General features: G+C 64.2%; 20 protein-coding genes and 1 pseudogene. 13 read left to right on the top strand and 8 right to left on the bottom strand.

Annotation, left to right across the window (positions count from 1 at the left end; translation table 11 throughout):
* Positions 1-1277: 1277 nt before the first annotated feature.
* Positions 1278-1544: a 30S ribosomal protein S20 gene (gene rpsT / locus N2603_RS44730; RefSeq protein WP_027563963.1), complete on the bottom strand. Its 267-nt coding sequence runs from the start codon at positions 1542-1544 to the stop codon at positions 1278-1280.
* A gap of 372 nt (positions 1545-1916) precedes the next feature.
* Here rpsT and N2603_RS44725 point away from each other — a divergent pair, with 372 nt between their 5' ends.
* From N2603_RS44725 to N2603_RS44715, 3 genes and pseudogenes are all read left to right on the top strand, one after another.
* A complete protein-coding gene (locus N2603_RS44725; protein WP_018644239.1) occupies positions 1917-2234 on the top strand; it encodes a hypothetical protein in 318 nt (105 codons plus the stop codon).
* Positions 2235-2381: 147 nt separating this feature from the next.
* Positions 2382-3025, top strand: a pseudogene (gene msrA / locus N2603_RS44720) (peptide-methionine (S)-S-oxide reductase MsrA).
* 272 nt (positions 3026-3297) lie between these two features.
* Positions 3298-4038: a polysaccharide biosynthesis/export family protein gene (locus N2603_RS44715; protein WP_260387232.1), complete on the top strand. Its 741-nt coding sequence runs from the start codon at positions 3298-3300 to the stop codon at positions 4036-4038.
* A 138-nt stretch (positions 4039-4176) separates the two neighbouring features.
* On the opposite strand, the gene N2603_RS44710 is transcribed toward N2603_RS44715, so the two are convergent.
* From N2603_RS44710 to N2603_RS44695, 4 genes are all read right to left on the bottom strand, one after another.
* The gene (locus tag N2603_RS44710; RefSeq protein ID WP_260387231.1) at positions 4177-4653 is read right to left on the bottom strand and encodes a hypothetical protein; all 477 of its coding nucleotides are present in this window, start codon (positions 4651-4653) and stop codon (positions 4177-4179) included.
* A 224-nt stretch (positions 4654-4877) separates the two neighbouring features.
* Positions 4878-5549 carry a dienelactone hydrolase family protein gene (locus N2603_RS44705; protein WP_260387230.1) on the bottom strand — a complete coding sequence of 224 codons (672 nt, stop codon included), beginning with the start codon at positions 5547-5549 and terminating at the stop codon, positions 4878-4880.
* 180 nt (positions 5550-5729) lie between these two features.
* Positions 5730-6065, bottom strand: coding sequence for a hypothetical protein (locus N2603_RS44700; protein ID WP_018644244.1), 336 nt, complete (start codon positions 6063-6065; stop codon positions 5730-5732).
* A gap of 19 nt (positions 6066-6084) precedes the next feature.
* A complete protein-coding gene (locus tag N2603_RS44695) occupies positions 6085-6849 on the bottom strand; it encodes an alpha/beta fold hydrolase (RefSeq protein WP_260387229.1) in 765 nt (254 codons plus the stop codon).
* Positions 6850-7160: 311 nt separating this feature from the next.
* Between N2603_RS44695 and N2603_RS44690 the strand changes: the two genes are divergently transcribed.
* Positions 7161-8255, top strand: coding sequence for an HD-GYP domain-containing protein (locus tag N2603_RS44690; RefSeq protein ID WP_260387228.1), 1095 nt, complete (start codon positions 7161-7163; stop codon positions 8253-8255).
* A gap of 122 nt (positions 8256-8377) precedes the next feature.
* Here the strand turns inward: N2603_RS44690 and N2603_RS44685 are convergent, their stop codons facing one another.
* Positions 8378-9958: an AMP-binding protein gene (locus tag N2603_RS44685; protein ID WP_260387227.1), complete on the bottom strand. Its 1581-nt coding sequence runs from the start codon at positions 9956-9958 to the stop codon at positions 8378-8380.
* Positions 9959-10182: 224 nt separating this feature from the next.
* Entirely contained in the window at positions 10183-10593 is a 411-nt protein-coding gene (locus tag N2603_RS44680; protein WP_260387226.1) for a VOC family protein, read from the bottom strand.
* A 141-nt stretch (positions 10594-10734) separates the two neighbouring features.
* Between N2603_RS44680 and N2603_RS44675 the strand changes: the two genes are divergently transcribed.
* From N2603_RS44675 to N2603_RS44650, 6 genes are all read left to right on the top strand, one after another.
* A complete protein-coding gene (locus N2603_RS44675; RefSeq protein WP_018644249.1) occupies positions 10735-11709 on the top strand; it encodes a Bug family tripartite tricarboxylate transporter substrate binding protein in 975 nt (324 codons plus the stop codon).
* 151 nt (positions 11710-11860) lie between these two features.
* Complete coding sequence (locus N2603_RS44670; RefSeq protein WP_260387225.1) at positions 11861-12139, top strand: DUF3551 domain-containing protein; 279 nt, start codon at positions 11861-11863, stop codon at positions 12137-12139.
* A gap of 106 nt (positions 12140-12245) precedes the next feature.
* Positions 12246-12500: a DUF3551 domain-containing protein gene (locus N2603_RS44665; RefSeq protein WP_018644251.1), complete on the top strand. Its 255-nt coding sequence runs from the start codon at positions 12246-12248 to the stop codon at positions 12498-12500.
* Between the two features lie 100 nt (positions 12501-12600).
* Positions 12601-13053, top strand: a complete 453-nt coding sequence (locus N2603_RS44660) for an ArsR/SmtB family transcription factor (protein WP_260387224.1) — start codon at positions 12601-12603, stop codon at positions 13051-13053.
* Positions 13053-13397: an SRPBCC family protein gene (locus N2603_RS44655; RefSeq protein WP_020607943.1), complete on the top strand. Its 345-nt coding sequence runs from the start codon at positions 13053-13055 to the stop codon at positions 13395-13397. Before N2603_RS44660 ends, N2603_RS44655 begins: the two co-directional genes overlap by 1 nt.
* Before the next feature lie 18 nt (positions 13398-13415).
* Positions 13416-14153: a DUF899 domain-containing protein gene (locus tag N2603_RS44650; protein ID WP_260387223.1), complete on the top strand. Its 738-nt coding sequence runs from the start codon at positions 13416-13418 to the stop codon at positions 14151-14153.
* Positions 14154-14227: 74 nt separating this feature from the next.
* Here the strand turns inward: N2603_RS44650 and N2603_RS44645 are convergent, their stop codons facing one another.
* On the bottom strand, positions 14228-15469 hold the full coding sequence (locus N2603_RS44645) for a S1C family serine protease (protein ID WP_260387222.1): 1242 nt from the start codon (positions 15467-15469) through the stop codon (positions 14228-14230).
* A 202-nt stretch (positions 15470-15671) separates the two neighbouring features.
* Between N2603_RS44645 and N2603_RS44640 the strand changes: the two genes are divergently transcribed.
* From N2603_RS44640 to N2603_RS44630, 3 genes are read left to right on the top strand one after another with little or no spacing between them, the layout of a single operon-like run.
* Positions 15672-16289 (top strand): hypothetical protein, encoded by a 618-nt coding sequence (locus N2603_RS44640; protein ID WP_260387221.1) that lies wholly within the window; start codon positions 15672-15674, stop codon positions 16287-16289.
* A complete protein-coding gene (locus N2603_RS44635) occupies positions 16276-16650 on the top strand; it encodes a winged helix-turn-helix domain-containing protein (RefSeq protein WP_018644262.1) in 375 nt (124 codons plus the stop codon). The genes N2603_RS44640 and N2603_RS44635 overlap by 14 nt, the downstream gene beginning before the upstream one ends.
* Before the next feature lie 30 nt (positions 16651-16680).
* Positions 16681-17421 carry a di-trans,poly-cis-decaprenylcistransferase gene (locus N2603_RS44630; RefSeq protein WP_260387220.1) on the top strand — a complete coding sequence of 247 codons (741 nt, stop codon included), beginning with the start codon at positions 16681-16683 and terminating at the stop codon, positions 17419-17421.
* The last annotated feature ends 42 nt before the right edge of the window (positions 17422-17463 follow it).

Raw genomic sequence — 17463 nt, 5'->3', positions numbered from 1 at the left:
CGTCAAAACTTCTCTTGAGAGCTCAGATTGAATTTGTGAGCGCCATGCAGGGTTCCTGCCGGAATCCCCGGATGACGCGACCTCGAGCGAGTCCATCGTCAGGCATGGCTCGACCGTTCGGCGCGAAGCGCCGCGGGTCAGATCAGCGATGTCTTTGATGGAGGGGTCGCGAGGTCAGCGCGTACTCGACGCGCCCGTGCATGTAGGAGGCTGAACGCAGGACGGATCGGAAACGGCATCGTCGAACGATGGAACTTGAGTCAATACCGCGTTGAATCCGTAGGACATGATACCCTCCCCGTCCTGCCGTGATCGCTCACGGCAAGGTCCTGCGTAAAAGACAACCGCGCCGTATACCTGTCGCGGATGCCTGCCCGTCTGCACTAGTCGTCCGTTCGGCTTCGCCATCACAAATATCGGGGTAGCTGCAAGATGTCTCTCATTTGCGCTTGGCGCGAGCGGGGTGCTTGAGATCCCGCTTGGAGACATTCAGACAAAGAGCTACCGTTCCCACATCGCTATGGGTTTTGTACCGACAATCGCTTGTTGAAGCGTCGCCAACGTGCACACCGCCGCCGATTTGCACGCTCGCCCCGTTTCCGATACCGCGCTGGTCTCAAGATCGTGGGCGCCGCGAACGACTTAAGGAATACACTAAGCGGAAAGACTCGCAACGGAATTGATTCACACTTGAGGCATCAAAAAACTTGACCTCGGTTAACGCCGCGCGGGACTTGTGCACAGGCTCTGAAGCAAGTTTTTGGATTCGTGCACAGATTCGAAAATGCGGCGCCTCATGTGACAAATCCCCGCCAACGCCAAAAAATTTTTACAAAAGCGTCACGCACCCGACGCGCGAGCGAATTTTCCAAATGCTTGTCGCAGCTATGTCGATAAGTGATTAGCGAGACATCGTTTTTTGAGTCTCGTTTCACAGGGTAACTCCACCTGTGGCAGCAACCCGGTGAATCTACGGTGTGCAGAACTTTTCCGCGCGAGAATTCATCTTAGCCCCGCGCCGCAGGGGTTTTTCGCAACGCGGTGAAAGTTTCCGCTGTTGCAAAATCACCCGCAGGTAGAACCGCGGAAGGCATCATAGTGCGCACGATGCAAATCTTCCACGTGGAGATTGCGAGGTGCGTGACCGCTTGCGTGAATATGACAGGCAACAAAAAAGCCCGGCGCGATGCCGGGCTCTTTGTCGTGCTGATCGGATCAACCGATCAGATGATGTCGCAAGCTCACTTGCGAGCTCACTTGCAAGTTTAGTTGCAAGCTTACTTGGCGAGCTTGGCGATCTGCGCGGTGAGGCGCGAGACTTTGCGGCTGGCGTTGTTCTTGTGAATGATGTTGCGCTGCGCGGCGCGCATCAGGGCGGGCTCGGCATTCGCCAGCGCCTTGACGGCGGCGGCGCGGTCGCCGGTCGCGATGGCTTCTTCGACAGTGCGCACGGCGCCGCGCATCTGGGTGCGGCGCGACTTGTTGACGGCGGTGCGGCGGGCGATCTTGCGCGTCGCTTTCTTGGCGGAAGTGGTATTGGCCATGGTCTCAATATCCTTTGCGGGTACCGGTCGCGTCTTGGTCGGGTAGCGCCGGCTTGCTTGACCGCGGAATCGACGCTCGGATTTAGGGTGTTCGGTTGCTGGGCCGTTCCCGGAACATGAGGCTCAAAAAGCCTGCAACCGCTCAAAGAACAGCGGCGGCAGGATTGCGCCCACCGCCAGTTGGCGCCCTTATAGAGAGGGTCTGTGGCACCGTCAACGCTTTCCGGGCTGGAAAACAGGCCTCAGGCGGGCCGAACGGGGGTCGTAACGCCCTGAACAGGTTGAATTTCTGCCGTCCCCCGGCTATTGGCTGGCGGCATTTCATCGGCATTTCCAGGGCTCGTCCGATCGGACGACCGTATAGGGTGAGGCATGATCCGCGGCTTTTTCCGACTGATTGGGCTGTTGCTGCTCGCCGGCGGGTTCATCTTCATGGTCTATGACGGCGCCCGTTGGGTCGCCGACCAGACCCTCAAGTTCACCCGGTTCGGCCAATTCTGGAACGACATCAACCAGGCCAGCCAGACCGCCTTCCGGACCTGGGTCGAGGCCAAGGCGCCCTGGCTCTGGACCTCGGTGATCCGCCTCGTGCTGGACCAGCCGGTCTTTGCGGTCCTCGGCATTCTGGGCATCCTGCTGATGGTCCTGTTCCGGCCGCGCAAGCCGCTGATCGGCTATTCCAGGGATTGATCTTCAATTCCCGCCGGGATTGAGGCAGAGAGCGCGGCGTAACAACGCTGCCCCTTCCTGCGTAAACACCTATATTCCCACCTGATCGCGAGCACGCCGCCTGAGCATCTGGCTCACGCGACGGCCAGCTCGTTTCGGAGACCCATCATGCTGTTCATGCGCAAGACCACCGCATTGCCGAGCGCAGCTGAAGCGCTGCCGGGCCGTGCGCAGGCCATTCCGACCGCGACCATCCATTTCGTCAACGGCAGCAAGTTGAAGCCGCCTTATCCTGCCGGCCTCGAGCAGGCGGTGTTCGGCCTCGGCTGCTTCTGGGGCGCCGAGCGCAAATTCTGGGAACTCGGCGATGGCATCCATACGACCGCTGTCGGCTATGCCGGCGCCCGACCTATGAAGAGACTTGTTCGGGACGCACCGGCCACACCGAAGTGGTGCTGGTCGTGTTCGATCCGAAGAAGATCTCTTACGAGAAGCTGCTGAAGACGTTCTGGGAGAGCCACAACCCGACGCAGGGCATGCGTCAGGGCAACGACGTCGGCACGCAGTACCGAAGCGCGATCTACACCTACTCGGATGCGCAGAAGAAAGCGGCCGACGAGTCGAAGTCGCTCTACCAGAAGGCGCTCGCCGCAAAAGGTCTCGGCGCCATCACCACCGAGGTCGCGCCGGCCGGCGAGTTCTATTTCGCGGAGGACTATCATCAGCAATATCTGGCGAAGAATCCCGCCGGCTATTGCGGCCTGGGTGGCACCGGCGTGTCCTGCCCGATCGGCGTCGGCGTGAGCGCGTAAGTCAGCCGCGATCGAGGTGTCGCTTACCCTCCCCTGGAGGGGGAGGGTCGGCTCACATTGAGCGCAGCGAAAATGTGAGACGGGGTGGGGTGACAGTCTCTCCACGTCCACACCGCCCGTGCGGAGAGATCACCCCACCCCGCTCGCGCTTCGCGCGATCGACCCTCCCCCTCCAGGGGAGGGTGCGACCGTCACTGATGCCCCCCGCTCAACGCTTTATTAACCATAACCGGTGCATCACTGGAGCCATCTCGTTTCGAGGGACAGGTCCGGTGCCGGTTGCACGCGCGTTTCGATCGTCGATCTCGGCAGTTGCATTGGCAGCGTCCGCCGCGCTGACCCTTGGCGGCTGCATGCAGACTGCCGGCCCCGTCGCTATGGTACAGCCGCGCCCCGATCTCGACGCGATGGCCTATGGCCAGCCCTACAGCACGCCGCAGCCTGTCGTCGTCGCCGACGGCGGCGGCGCCATCGGCGCGCTGCGCAATTCCTTTGCCTCCGCGCCGATGCCGGTCGGTTACGCCGCGCCGATGGCGGGGCCGGTGCGCTACGACGCCTCCTATCATCTCGACGCCGGCGACAAGCTCCGCGTCGTGGTCTACGGCCAGGAAGGTCTCACCAACAGCTACGCCATCGATGCCGGCGGCTCCATCACCATGCCGCTGATCGGCGCGGTGCCCGCGCGCGGCCGCACCACCGCAGGGCTCGCCGGCGAGATCGGCGCGCGCCTGCGCAACGGCTACATCCGCGAACCCTCGGTCGCGGTCGAGATCGACACCTATCGTCCGTTCTTCATTCTCGGTGAAGTCTCCGCGCCCGGCCAATATCCTTATGTGCCGAACATGACGGTCGAAAGCGCGGTTGCGATTGCCGGCGGCTTCTCGCCGCGCGCCAAGCGCGACGTGGTCACCGTGACGCACAGCGAGAACGGCGGCGCCATGCGCGCCGTGGTGCCGCTCGGCACACCCTTGGCGCCGGGCGACACCGTGTTCGTCGGCGAGCGCTGGTTCTGAAATTCGCCGTCATTCCGGGATGGTGCGTTAGCACCAGACCCGGAATCTCGAGTTCTCAGGTGCGCAATTGCGCACCAGAGTTCGCGCTTCGCGCGCCCCGGAATGACGGCGGGATAGAAGAGCGCGCTACGTCCGCGCTCATCTCCGAAAATCGAGCCGTCCGTTCGGGAAGCATCCGTCGATCCGCGTAGCATCGACCACGCGCCCAACCCATGGCCGCATGATCGCCGGCGTGGTCAGGTTGATGTACTTCCCGACCAGGCGCGCGCCGTCGCGCGCAGCGTCGATCAGGCCGTGTCGGCGGCCGTTGTCCCAGTCGAAGCGCAGATAGATCCGGCTTCCGGCGATGCGGATTTCCGCTCGCCCCTGTTTCCATTTGTCAGGCATATCGCCGGCAATGGTCGGATCGGCGCCGCCGTTCCAGCGGCTCGCCCAGACGCCTTCGAGGGGATCGGGCGCGGCAATGGTTGCCCAATGAGCCGCGTTATCGTCTTCCGCATCGCCTGCCAGCGCGGCCGTCGCGGCATAGTCCATGACCTCTGGATCGTCGGGCTCCGGCACGTCCATGGTTCCGAACGGATTACGGATGATGAGGTGCGTGATGGCTTGCTGCATGGCGGTCTCCCGGCGTGAGTTGGCTTGATCGGCAAGCTCTATCGCCGGGCGTCAGGCTGCAGCCACCCGATTCCTGCTCTCTCCTCTCGTCATTCCGGGGCGCGCGCAGCGCGAGCTATGGTGCGCAATTGCGCACCTGAAAATCCATTCCGCCACCAACTCAGCCGTTTGATGGATTCCGGGCCTGCACCGCTTCGCGGCGCATCCCGGAATGACAGCGGTGGCTACTTCAAATGCTTCGCGAAAAATTCCATGCCGCGCGGCCAGGCGAGGTCGGAGCTCGCCTTGTCGTAGCTCGGCCGCTCGTCGCAATGGAAGCCGTGCTGCGCGCCGGGATAGATGAAGACTTCGACGTCCGGCCGCTTGGTCTTGATGGTCTCGACATCGGTCAGCGGAATGCCGGCATCCTTCTCGCCGAAATGCAGCTGCGTCGGAACCTTCGGCGTCTCGTCGGCGAAGCGCACGACAGCGCCGCCGTAATAGCCGATTGCGGCCTTCAGTCCCGAGAGCCGCGTCGCCGCGACGAAGGCGATGCTGCCGCCGAGACAGAAACCGATGATGCCGACGGGGCCGACAGTCTTCACCGCATCGATCGCAGCTTGCGTGTCGCGCAGCATCGCGGCCCAGTCCGGATTGGCGACGAACTTGCGCGCCTCGGCGATCTCATCGGGCGTATAGCCCGACTGGAAGTTCGGCGTGGTCCGGTCGAAGATCGACGGCGCGATCGCGACGTAGCCTTCCTTGGCGAGGCGATCGCAGACCGAGCGGATGTGATGGTTGACGCCAAAAATCTCCTGGATCACCACGATAGCGCCTTTCGGCGTGCCGGCGGGATCGGCGCGATAGGCGCCCAGCTGGAAATTGTCGGAAGCCGTCAGCTTGATGTCCTGTCCCACGCGGGTTGTCCTTCTTGGTTGTCGATCCGAAATTTCTGCGCCCGCTCCTCATCCTGAGGAGCGCGTTCTTCGCGCGCGTCTCGAAGGATGAAAGGCCAAGAAGCAATAGCGGGGCCTTCATCCTTCGAGACCTTGCTGCGCAAGCTCCTCAGGATGAGGGGAGGCAGTTGTGCTCCGCCCTCACTCCCACATCCAGTTCTCGCCGTAGTCCTCCTTCCAGCCCGCCAGCCGCCCGTGGCGGAATTGCAGGAACAGGCGATGGCGATAGGGGATCAATCCGCTGCCGCCGAGATTGCGCAGCGCGAGGTAGATCTCGTTGCCGGGGCGCCCGCGCACATATTGCAGGGGCTGCCCGAGAGCGCGCGCGGTCTGCTCGGCATCCATGCCGAAGGCGAGCGGCGTGTTGTTCGACAATGTGGTGACGAAAGGCTGGCGCGGCGGCACGGTGCCGAACGGCTCGGCCTGCGCAGACATCGACAGCAATACGGCGCCCGCAACCACCATCGCCCGCTTCATGCCCAAAGATCCTTCTGGCCTATCCCGGCAAGTTCTTCAGGAAAGGCGCGACCGCGTCAACAAAAGCCTGGGGCTGATCGATGTTGACGGCGTGCCCAGCGGCGGAGATCACGACCTTTTGTGCGCCTGGGATCTTGGCGGCCATGTAGTCGGACGCGGCGAGGAACGGCGTGTCATCGGCGCCAACCACGATCAACGACGGCACCTTGATATCAGGGAGCAGTTCGATCACGCGCGCATCGCGCTGGGTCAGCATGCCGCGTGCAGCAAGCGCCAAACCCTTGGCGTTGCGATGACTGGCCGTGGCGCGTTCGCGCGTCGCCTGCTTCAGCACGTCGAGGCCTTCGCGGTCGAGCCTGTCGGCGGTGGCGAGCGCCCGTGCGTTCCAGGCCTCGCGCGCATCATCCTTCTTGAAGCCGGGGCCGGTGTCGATGATCAGCAGCGCGCGAGCGCGTTGCGGATAGGCGCGATAGAAGGCGAGCGACATGTAGCCGCCGAGCGAAAGGCCGCCGATGATGGCGCGTGGCGCGCCGACGGCATCGAGGATCGCTGCCATGTCGCCGACCGTGAGCGCTTCGCTATAGGCCGCGGGATCATCGGGATAATCGGACTGGCCGTGGCCGCGCATGTCCCACAGGATCAGCTTGTGATCCCTCGCGAGCGCATCGACCTGGCCGTGCCACATCGCCGAGGTCGAGGAGTAGCCGTGGGTGAGCAGAAGCGGCGGTCCCTCGCCGTGGACTTCGTAGTAGATGCCGACGCCGTCCCGATTGATCCCAGGCATTGTTTCCCATCCTTCTTGTTTCGCATTCATTCTAGCCGGGATGATTTCGGTCGCGCGACACGCCCATGCGCATGAACCCGATGTGTCTCGATAGCCCTCACGCCGGCGTTCGAAAAAGCCCAGCATTTACAATGGCCGTCCTACTGTGCATGGGGTTGTTTTTATCGCTTTTGAGTTCCGGTCCCGGAACCCGGATTCCCTAAAATTGCTCCCAATATTGAAGGGTTCCGTTGAGCACGCCTCTTAAGGGCCAGAGAACCTGATCCGGCTTAGGCTGACGCCAAATCCCGACCCGTGCCTTTGGGGAAGCCATGAACGCGCCAGCCAAAACCGCCGCCAAACGCCGGCTTCTGCTCGCCTCCGACCGGAGCGACGAGAGCACCGAGCTCGCCAGCATTTTGAAGGCGGTCGGTGAGGTCTCGACGGTGACCACCCAGGACATCCCCGAGCAGCCGGCGCGCGATCTCTCCGGCCTCGTCGTCGACATCAACTTGCGTTCGCCCGAGAGCGTGCAGCGGGTCCGCAACAAGCTGCGCGGCGATGCCTATCGCTCCATGCCGCGGCTGTTCGTGCTTGCGGACGCCCTGCACCACGGCACCATGCAGGCGTGGGCGCTTGGCGCCACCGACACGATCTCACGGCCGCTGCAGCCCGACGCCATCCTGCAGCGCATCCGCGCCGCGTTTCCCGACACCGCCACCTATGACGCGACCGATCGCGGCAAGACCCTCAACCGCGGCGTCGAGGCGGCGCATGCGGTGCTGAAGAAGATGTTCGAGAAGCTGCCGCTCGGCGTGCCCCTGACTTTCGACGACGTCATCGCCGCCGAGAGCAAGATCCTGAAGGCGATCAAGCACTCCTCGCTGCGGGAATGGCTCACCACGGTCGGCTGCCACCATGTCGGCAGCTACCGGCACTGCCTGTTCGTCACCGGCTTTGCAGTTTCCTTCGCCCAGCATCTCGGCATGCGCGAGGACGACCAGCGCCGCCTGACCCGTGCCGCGCTGCTGCACGACGTCGGCAAGGCCTTCGTTCCCTCCGTGCTGCTCGACAAGCCCGGCAAGCTCACCGACGAGGAGATGGCCGAGGTCCGCCAGCATCCGCGCCGCGGCTATGACGCGCTCGCCGCCCAAGGCGGCTTCCCGCCGGAGATGCTCGACGTCGTGCTGCATCACCACGAATTCCTCGACGGCTCGGGCTATCCCAACGGCCTGTCGTCGAACCAGATCAGCGACATCGTGCGGCTGACGACCATCGTCGACATCTACGCGGCCCTGGTGGAGAAGCGCGCCTACCGCATGCCCTTCACGCACTCCCGCGCCTTCACCATGATGGAAGGCATGGGCGGCAAGCTCGACCAGCAGCTGCTGCAGGCGTTCCGCCCGGTGGCGCTGGGGTCGTTCTAGCTCGGCATTCTCCGCTGCCGTAGGGTGGGCAAAGCGAAGCGTGCCCACCACTTCCAAGAACGTGGGCACGGCGCTGACGCGCCTTTGCCCACCCTACGGCAGCTTGCCGTTTGGCGACGTCGCTACCCCACCATCTTCCGCAACTCCGCCTTCGCCACCTTCTCCAGCGTCGAGCGCGGCATGTCGTCGACGAGCCTGATCTCGCGCGGCAGCTTGAAGTCGGCGAGGCCGGCGCGGCAGGCGGCCATCACGCGGTCATGGAAATCGAGCGGCGCAGCCGCGACGCCGCCGTGCGGGATGATGAAGACGACGGGCACCTCGTCCAGCATCGGGTGCTTCTTCGCCACCACCGCCGCCTCGCGCACGCCCGGCACCACCGCGATCACCTGCTCGATCTCGGAGGCCGCGACGTTCTCGCCGCCGACCTTCAGCATGTCCTTGGCGCGGTCGCCGAACTTGATGAAGCCGTTTTCCAGTCGCTCGACGCGGTCGCCGGTGAGGAAGAAGCCGTGCTCGTCAAAGCTCTCGCGCGTTGCCCTTTCGTTGTGGAGATATTCGGCGAACAGCGACAGGCCGGGGATGCCCCTTATTGCAAGGTTGCCGGTGTCGCCGACCTCGGTCGGCCGTCCGTCATCGTCGGTGATGCGGATCTGATATTCTGGCGCGGCGCGGCCGATCGACATCGGTATGTTGGGCTGGTCGACCTCGCCGACGATGCCGTGGGTGATGGTCTCGGTCATGCCCCACCAGCCGATCATCTTGACGCCGAAGGCGGCAAAGGCCGGCGGCTCGTTGATCGCGGTGCCCCACAGGCGGAATTTATGGTCCGTCGGGATCTCCTGCTCGAGCAGCGCCTTCATGCAGAACGGGATGGTCGAGGTCCAGGTCGCGCCGTGCTCCCGCGCGACGCCCCAGAACCGGCTCGCGGAGAAGCGCGGCTGGATCACGCAGGTGGCGCCGACCCACAGCGTCGCCAGCATGGAGTAGGCCAGCGCATTGGTGTGGAACAGCGGCAAGTATGCCTGGTGCACGTCGCTCGCATGCAGGTCCTCGTGCGCAGCGTTGATCTTGGCGCCCCACAGCGCGTTGGCATGGGTCCACAGCACCGCTTTGGGCCGCGACGTCGTGCCGGAGGTATACTGCACGCTGCACGGCGCCAGCGGATCGGTCGCGCGCCTGGGATGGTCGGCGCTGTCGGCGAACAGCGATTCGAAGCTGTCGCAGCGCGAGACCGCTTGCGCAGCCGCCGCGCCGGCATCATGCGAGGTCACCGCCAGCCAGCGGATATTGCGGCAGTTCTGCGCAACGACCTCCGCATAGGCCGGCTGCGTGATCGCAGCGACCGCGCCGCAATGATCGGCGAAATATGCGATCTCCGCCGGCGCCGAGCGCGTGTTGGTCGTGACGGCGATGGCGCCCAGCTCGACGCAGGCGAACCAGGCCAGCAGCGCCTCGATGCAATTGTCGAGATGAATGAGAACATATTCGCCCGGCCTGACGCCGCGCCTTCCGAGCCCCGCCGCGAGCGCGCCGACCCGCTCGTGAAACTCGCCATAGCTCCAGCGCCGCGCCGGCGCGTCGAACGGCGCCCAGATCAGGAACGGATGATCACGCCGGACCTCGGCGCGCATTCTCAAGAGCCAGGGTACGTCGAGCCCGTCGAATGGACCCACGAATCCGGCTGCGGTGTGTTGAACAGGCATGGCGACCTCCCGTGCAGCCTGCATCTTGCTGCCGGCTGCTTTTCGATTATTGCGTCTTCCTGCCATCGGATGACGCGGGGCGCAAATCGGGGGGCGAGCTCTCTCCGCCGTCATTGCGAGGAGCTCTTGCGACGAAGCAATCCAGACGGCTACCGCGGAGGCGGTCTGGATTGCTTCGCTTTGCTCGCAATGACGATGGGGCTGGCTGCGCAGCGCTCCCAGCCTCAATCCTCGTACGACGAAATCTCGATCAAACTGCCATCGGGATCCCGGCAATAGACCGAGCGCAGCGTGCCGCGGGCGCCCTGCCTGGGGCCCGGGCCTTCCTCGATGGCGACGCCATGTGCCATCAAATGCGCCACCACCTCGTCCGGAGCGGAGGAGGTGAGGAAACAGAGATCCTCGCTGCCGGCGGTCTGGTGTTCCGCGGTGAACCACTCGACTTTGTCGGCATCGCGCGGACGGACGTTGATCTTTTGGTTACCGAAATGAAGGGAAGTCCGCGGCGCTTTGCCGCCGCCGGGGTCGAACACCTTGACTTCCATGCCGAGAATCTTGCGGTACCACTCCGCTGTCACCGCGACATCGGCGACGTTGATCACGAGATGATCGAGGGCTTCGACCTTGACCGGCATGCCTTATCCTTTCGTCGCGATGCGCCCCGCGCACTTTCCGCCCGCAGCAAGCTTTGTTACAACCGCGCGGACGCCGCTTTCAAGACATCCGGCTTTCAAGAACAACGGCCCTTCAAGAACAACACTGGGAGAACCCTTGAGATGATCACTCGCCGTACCGCGCTGGGCCTGCTCGCCGCCAGTCCGCTTGCAGCCACCCCGCTGTCGAAGGCCCTTGCCGCCGATTATCCGGCCCGTCCGGTGAAATGGGTGGTCGGCTATCCGCCGGGCGGCGCCACCGACATCCTGGCACGGCTGATCGGCCAGCGCCTGTCGGAAAAGCTCGGCCAGCAATTCGTGATCGAGAACAAGCCGGGCGCCGGCAACAACATCGGCACCGAATCGGTCGTCAATGCCGAGCCCGACGGCTACACGCTGCAGCTGGTCAATCCGGCCAACTACATCAACGCCTCGCTGTACAGCAATCTCAAGTTCAACTTCGTGCGCGATATTGCGCCGGTGGCCTCGTTCCAGCGCGTGCCGAACGTGATGACTGTCAACAAGGACGTGCCGGCCAAGAACGTCGCCGAGTTCATCGAATATGTGAAGGCCAATCCCGGCAAGGTCAACATGGCCTCGTCCGGCAACGGCACCTCGGTGCATCTGTCCGGCGAGATGTTCATGGCGATGACCGGCTGCAAGATGCAGCACGTGCCCTATCGTGGCGCCGCGCCTGCGATCACCGACATGCTCGGCGGCCAGGTGCAGGTGATCTTCGACAACATGCCATCGATCATCCAGCACATCCGCTCCGGCTCGCTGCGCGCGATCGGCGTCACCACCGCGGAGCGCTCGCCGCAGCTGCCCGACGTGCAGCCGATCGCCGACACCGTGAAGGGCTACGAGGCCAGCGCGCTGTTCGGCATGGGCGCGCCGAAGAACACGCCGAAGGAGATCATCGCCAAGCTCAACAGCGAAATCAACACGCTGATGAAGGAGCCCGACATGACCAAGCGTCTCGTCGAGCTCGGTGGCGAGCCGCGGGTGCAGACTCCGGAGGCATTCGGCGAGGAGATCAAGGCCGAGACCGAGAAGTGGAAGAAGGTGGTCGAGTTCGCCGGCCTGAAGGTCGAGTAGCGATCTTGTGATGATCGAAAATGGGAGCCCTGCCATCCGGCAGGGCTTTTTTTCTTGCGTGCGTTGTTTCGTTGACCTGGAATAAAATGCCGCGGCGAAACCTGATGATAGGTGGCGCGTATCTCGCGCCGTGAGCAAAGGAGTTGGGATCATGCGCAAGACGCAATTGGCACTCCTGACGTTGGGTGCGACGATCCTTGCCGGCGTTGTCACCGTCACGCCCGCCGCTGCCCGCGACTATCCCTGGTGTGCCCAGGGCGGGGAATATGACTATCCCGGCGAATGCGCCTACAGCACCTATGAGCAGTGCCTGGCCAGCGTCTCCGGCCGCTTGCTGTATTGCGGCCGCAATCCTCTCTTTGCCTACGGCCAGCAGCAGGTGCCGCCGCCGCGCCCGACGCGGCGCACGCGGCCCGTCGCCCCGTACTAGCCTCCCGAAGCGGTGCGTTTTCGCCGGACCGCTCTGGAATAAACTGGCTCCGCCAGCCTTTCTCTCTGTGAGGTCGCATGTCGCGCGGCGAACATGGAGGTCGGTCATGCGCAAGGCGCAATTTGTGCTGGGCACAATAGTCGTCGTTTGGCTCGCTGGCGGGAGCACGGCGCGCGCGGACTACGCGTGGTGCATTCAGGATTCGGAATACGGCTATCCCGGCGACTGCTCCTATCAAACCCGCGAGCAATGTCTGCTGAGCGCCTCCGGCCGCAAGGGCTTTTGCGGCCAGAATCCTGCCTTTATCACGCGGGCGCCACCTCAGCCGGCCCTGCGAGCCCGGCGCACTCTGCCATACTAGCGGCGCCTCTCACCGACGTCTGCCTGATCACCTGATCGTACAGATCCGAGCCCGCGGGTTCCTGCTTGACACCCTCTCGTTCACACCTATACTAAACCATATGGTTAAGTATCAGGACGAGGCGCTGAACCAGACCTTTGCGGCACTATCCGATCCGACGCGGCGCGCATTGCTCGCACGCCTCGGCGAAGCGGACGGCCTGTCGGTGAGCGAGCTGGCTGCACCGTTTCCGGTCTCGCTGCCGGCGATCATGAAACATCTCGACGTGCTCACGGATGCGGGTCTGATCGTGCGCGAGAAGACCGGGCGCACGGTCTCCTGCCGGCTCACCGCGCAGCCGATGGAGCAGGCGATGAACTGGCTCAATCGTTACGCCCAGTTCTGGTCCGACAAATTCGATCGTCTTGCCGCCTTTGTGGAGGAAGAGACATGGCCAATGCAGCCGTCAACGCCGCCGAACGACCAGCGGAGCGGCCAAGCCTCACGCTCACGCGCCGGCTCCGCGCGCGGCCGGAAAAAGTCTTCACCGCCTGGACGCAAGCCGAGCAGCTAGTGCAGTGGTTCGGGCCGCCGAATATGAAGCCGGCGACGATGGAAGCCGAGCTTGACGTCCGCACCGGCGGCAGCTTTCGCATCAGCTTCGTCCGCGACGACGGCGAGTATTTCGAGGCCGGTGGCACCTATCGCGAGGTGGTGCCGAACGAGCGCCTGGTCTTCACCTGGGCCTGGCACTCGACGCCGGAGCGTGAATCGCTGGTCACGATCTCGTTCAAGCCGGACATTTCCGGCACCCTGATGGTGTTCCACCACGCCCAGTTCGCCGACGAGACGGCGCGCGACAATCACCTGCGCGGATGGAGCTCGTTCTTCGACAAGCTCGATGCCTTCGTCGCCTGAATTCCAAAGGAGAACGCCATGCAGCAACATCAGGTCGTTTCGCGCGAGCAGTGGATTGCGGCGCGCAAGGCTCATCTCGCTCGTGAGAAGGAGTTGACGCAGGCTCGCGAACGGCTTGCCGACGAGCGCCGCCAGCTTCCCTGGGTGAAGGTCGACAAGTCCTATGTCTTCACCGGGCCGAGCGGCAAGGTCACGCTCTCCGATCTCTTCAAGGGACGTCCGCAGCTCGTCGTCCAGCACGTGATGTTCGCGCCCGACTGGGACGCGGCCTGCAAGAGCTGCTCGTTCTGGGCCGACGGTTTCGAGCGCATGGTGCCGCATCTGGCCGCGCGCGACACGTCGATGGCGGCGGTGTCGCTGGCGTCAAGCGCAAAGCTCGAGGCCTTCAAGAAGCGGATGGGCTGGACCTTCGACTGGGTCTCCTCAGGCGACAGCGATTTCAACCGCGATTACGGCGTAACCTTCTCGCCGGACGAGATCGCGACCGGCAAGCCGATGTACAATTTCGGCACCACGCCGATCTACGGCCCCGAGCTGCCCGGCATCAGCGTGTTCTACCGCAACGAGGCCGGCGAGATCTTCCACACCTATTCCTGCTTCGCCCGCGGCCTCGACATGATGAACGCCGCCTATCAGTATCTCGATCTCACCCCGCTCGGCCGTCACGAGGACGGTCTGCCCTATCCGATGGATTGGGTGCGCCTGCGCGATCAGTACGAGCCGCAGGCGGCGAAGGCGGCGTGCTGCCACGGGTGAGGGGGGTCGTTCCTCGATGTCGTCCTGGCGAAAGCCAGGACGACATCAGAGGTAAGGGGCGGACAGCGCCCGCCTCACCGCTTCGCGTCGGCCTGCTCCGTGCCGTTGCACGAGATCAGCATCGTATACGGCCGGGCGTTGCCGGCGATGTCGGTGGTCTTGAGTTCGCTCTTCGGCTCGGCGGTCTGGTAGGGCACCACGGAGTTGTCGAGGAAGTCGCGCAGTGCGCCGGTCTTGATGGCGAAGTTGATGTTCTCAGGGATGTTGCCGGTTGCGACCGCGATCCGCAAATTGTCGAGCTTTCCCGTGACCACGCCGACGACCTGCCCGGTGGTGTCGAACAGCGGGCCGCCGCTGTTGCCGGGCTGTACGGGTGCGCTGATCTGCAGAAAGCGCGAATCGTTGCGCATGCCGCTGAGCGAGCTGACGATGCCGGTAGTCACCGTGAAGTCCGAGCTCAGCAGCCCGTGGTAGGGAAAGCCGATCGCGACGACGGAATCGCCGGAGCGGATCGAGCGGTCGCGGATCCGCGCAAAGTCCTTGAACGTCGCCGTCGATGGCGCCTGCAAGAGGGCGAGATCGTTGTTCGCATCGCTCGAGACGAGGCGCAACGCCATTGCGGCCTCGCCTGTGAGATTGCCCTTGAGGTCGCTGCAGCCGTCGATCACATGGTTGTTCGTGACAATGTGCCCATTGGCGCTGACCACGAAGCCGGTACCGCTCTTTGACTTGGCGGGCTTGCTGGCCGGCGGCGACGCCTGCTTGTCCGCCGTGGCCGCCGGCTTCGCGGTACCCTTGGTGAAATCCCCGGCCTTGCTGAGCCCGTCTGCCTTCACCCGCGTGACGCAGTTCGCCAGCGCCGCGATCATGGGCGCCGTCGACGTCAACACGAATTGGAGTGGTTTGCTGCCGTTGGTCGTCACCACCATCAGGCTTGCCTTCTGGAAGGTGCGAGCGACGTTGAGTGGCAGGATGGTCGTCACCATGTTGGGGGCGCCGGCGGTCGCAAACAACCTGGCCTGCTCCTGGCCGTCGAAGATGAAGTCGACGGGCGCGGTATCGCCCTTGTTGAAGCGAAAGCTGGGGCTGGCAAAGCTCAGCAGCCAGGAGCCGGCCGCATTCTGCGCAAGGACGAGACTCACCCCGTTGGCGTAAGGCGCGGTAGCTGCACAATGCGAAAATACGCCCGTCTCGTCATTGCTGAAGGCACCGCCGATCCAGTTGCCGACATTGACGGAGCCGTACGGCCCTGCCGCCTGCGCCGCGATGATACCCACCTGCAACGCGGACGCAACGATCAACGACTTAAGCCACATGCCAGCCCCCGGAACGCTTTTGCGTGCATCTTATCTGCGGGGACGGGCGCCGCGCAACCGACAGTTGTCTGAACGGATCGAATTCGCCGGCCGCGACTTTTCGCGCTTGCCATTACTTTGCAATCCTATATACTTTGCAGTACAAAGTAAGAGAGCGTTTGCCCTTGGAAATCTGGGGCGGAGCGAGGTTTTGGCGTTGCCGATGCGCGATCTCGACAAGGCACTGGCCGACATCGTGGCGATCCGCAGCCAGATCGCGGCGGGCACGGCATTCCGCGGCTATGGCCCGGCGACGATGGCGGCAACGGGCGCCGTCGCGCTGATCACCGCGATCCTGCAATTCTGGCTGCTTGGCGATCCGACCAGCGAGCCGGTCGGCTTCTTCTTCGGCTGGCTCATCGCCGCCGTGCTGTCCGGCCTGATCATCGGGATCGAGATGCGGGCGCGCTCGCGCCGTCATCATTCGGGCCTGGCCGATGCCATGATCCACCAGGCGGTCGAGCAGTTTCTGCCTGCCGGCGTCGCCGGCGTGCTGCTCGCGGTGGTGATGTGGAAGTTCGCGAGCGAGACGCTGTGGCTGCTGCCGGGCCTGTGGCAGATCCTGGTGTCGCTCGGCATCTTCGCCTCGGTCCGCTCGCTGCCGCGCACCGTCGCGCTCGCCGGCGCCTGGTATTTCGTGTCCGGCTTCGCGGTCGTGCTGCTCGCAAGCCGAACCCATACGCTGTCGCCATGGACCATGGGGCTGCCTTTCGTGATCGGGCAGTCGGTGATGGCGGGCATTCTGTATTTCGCGTCCGGAGACAACGATGTCGAAGACTGACAGCGCGCCCTTTTCCTATGAAGGGCTCGACCGCGTGATCCACGAGAAGGCGAGGCTCGGGCTGCTGACCTCGCTGATGGCGCATCCCAAGGGTCTGGCGTTCGCCGACCTCAAGCAGCTCTGCGGCCTGACCGACGGCAATCTCAGCCGGCATCTTGCCGTGCTTCAGGAGGCCGGCCTCGTCGAGGTGACCAAGGGCTATGAGGGTAATCGCCCGCATACCACCTGCCGCCTGACCAAGGCCGGCCGCCGTCGCTTCCTCGATTATCTCGCCGTGCTCGAACGCCTGGTGCGCGACGCGGCGAAGGCCGCCGGCCGCGAGGCGCCGCCGCTCGGCCGCCTCGGCATCATCTCGACCTGATCCTCCCCTTTTTTGACCGGAGACTTTGCAATGCAAAGTGAAACCACGTCCCGCAACGAGAAGCTTCATGTCGGCATCATCATGGACGGCAACGGCAGATGGGCCACCCGGCGCGGCCTGTCACGCGTGCGCGGTCACGAGGCCGGCGTCGAGGCCATCCGCCGCATCGTCGAGGCCGCGCCCAAGCAGGGCATCGGCACGCTGACGCTCTATGCGTTCTCCACCGACAATTGGCGGCGACCGAAGGCCGAGGTCGCCGCGCTGATGACCTTGCTGCGCTTCTATCTCGCCAACGAGGTGCAGAGCCTCGTCAGGAACGGCGTGCGTCTCACCGTGATCGGCCGCCGCGACCGGCTGCCTGACGGCATCGCCGCGGCGATCACGCGCGCCGAGGAGGCGACCGCTCAAGGCGCCACGCTGCATCTGCGTATCGCCGTCGACTACTCCGCGCGCGATGCCATCCTCAACGCGGCGGCCAAGGCGGCGGCGCTGACCAGCCTGACCCGAGAGGCGTTCTCGCAGCTCGTCACCGGCGAGGCCGGCCTTCGCGACGTCGACCTCATCATCCGCACCTCGGGCGAGAAGCGGCTGTCGGACTTCCTGCTCTGGGAAGGCGCCTATGCCGAGCTGCACTTCACCGAGCGGATGTGGCCCGAATTCGAGGCGAGCGATCTCGCTGACGCGCTCGCCGCCTTCCACAACCGCGAGCGCCGCTTTGGCGGCCTGCAGGCCATCCTGCCCGAAGAGGTGCCCTCGCTCTCGCGTGTGTGACGTGCGGCACGGGAAAACGAGCACCCACGTTGATTTGCCGCG

It is taken from the genome of Bradyrhizobium huanghuaihaiense (genome assembly GCF_025200885.1).
Classification (GTDB): Bacteria; Pseudomonadota; Alphaproteobacteria; order Rhizobiales; family Xanthobacteraceae; genus Bradyrhizobium; species Bradyrhizobium huanghuaihaiense.
This window is presented reverse-complemented; position numbering and strand designations above follow the sequence as displayed.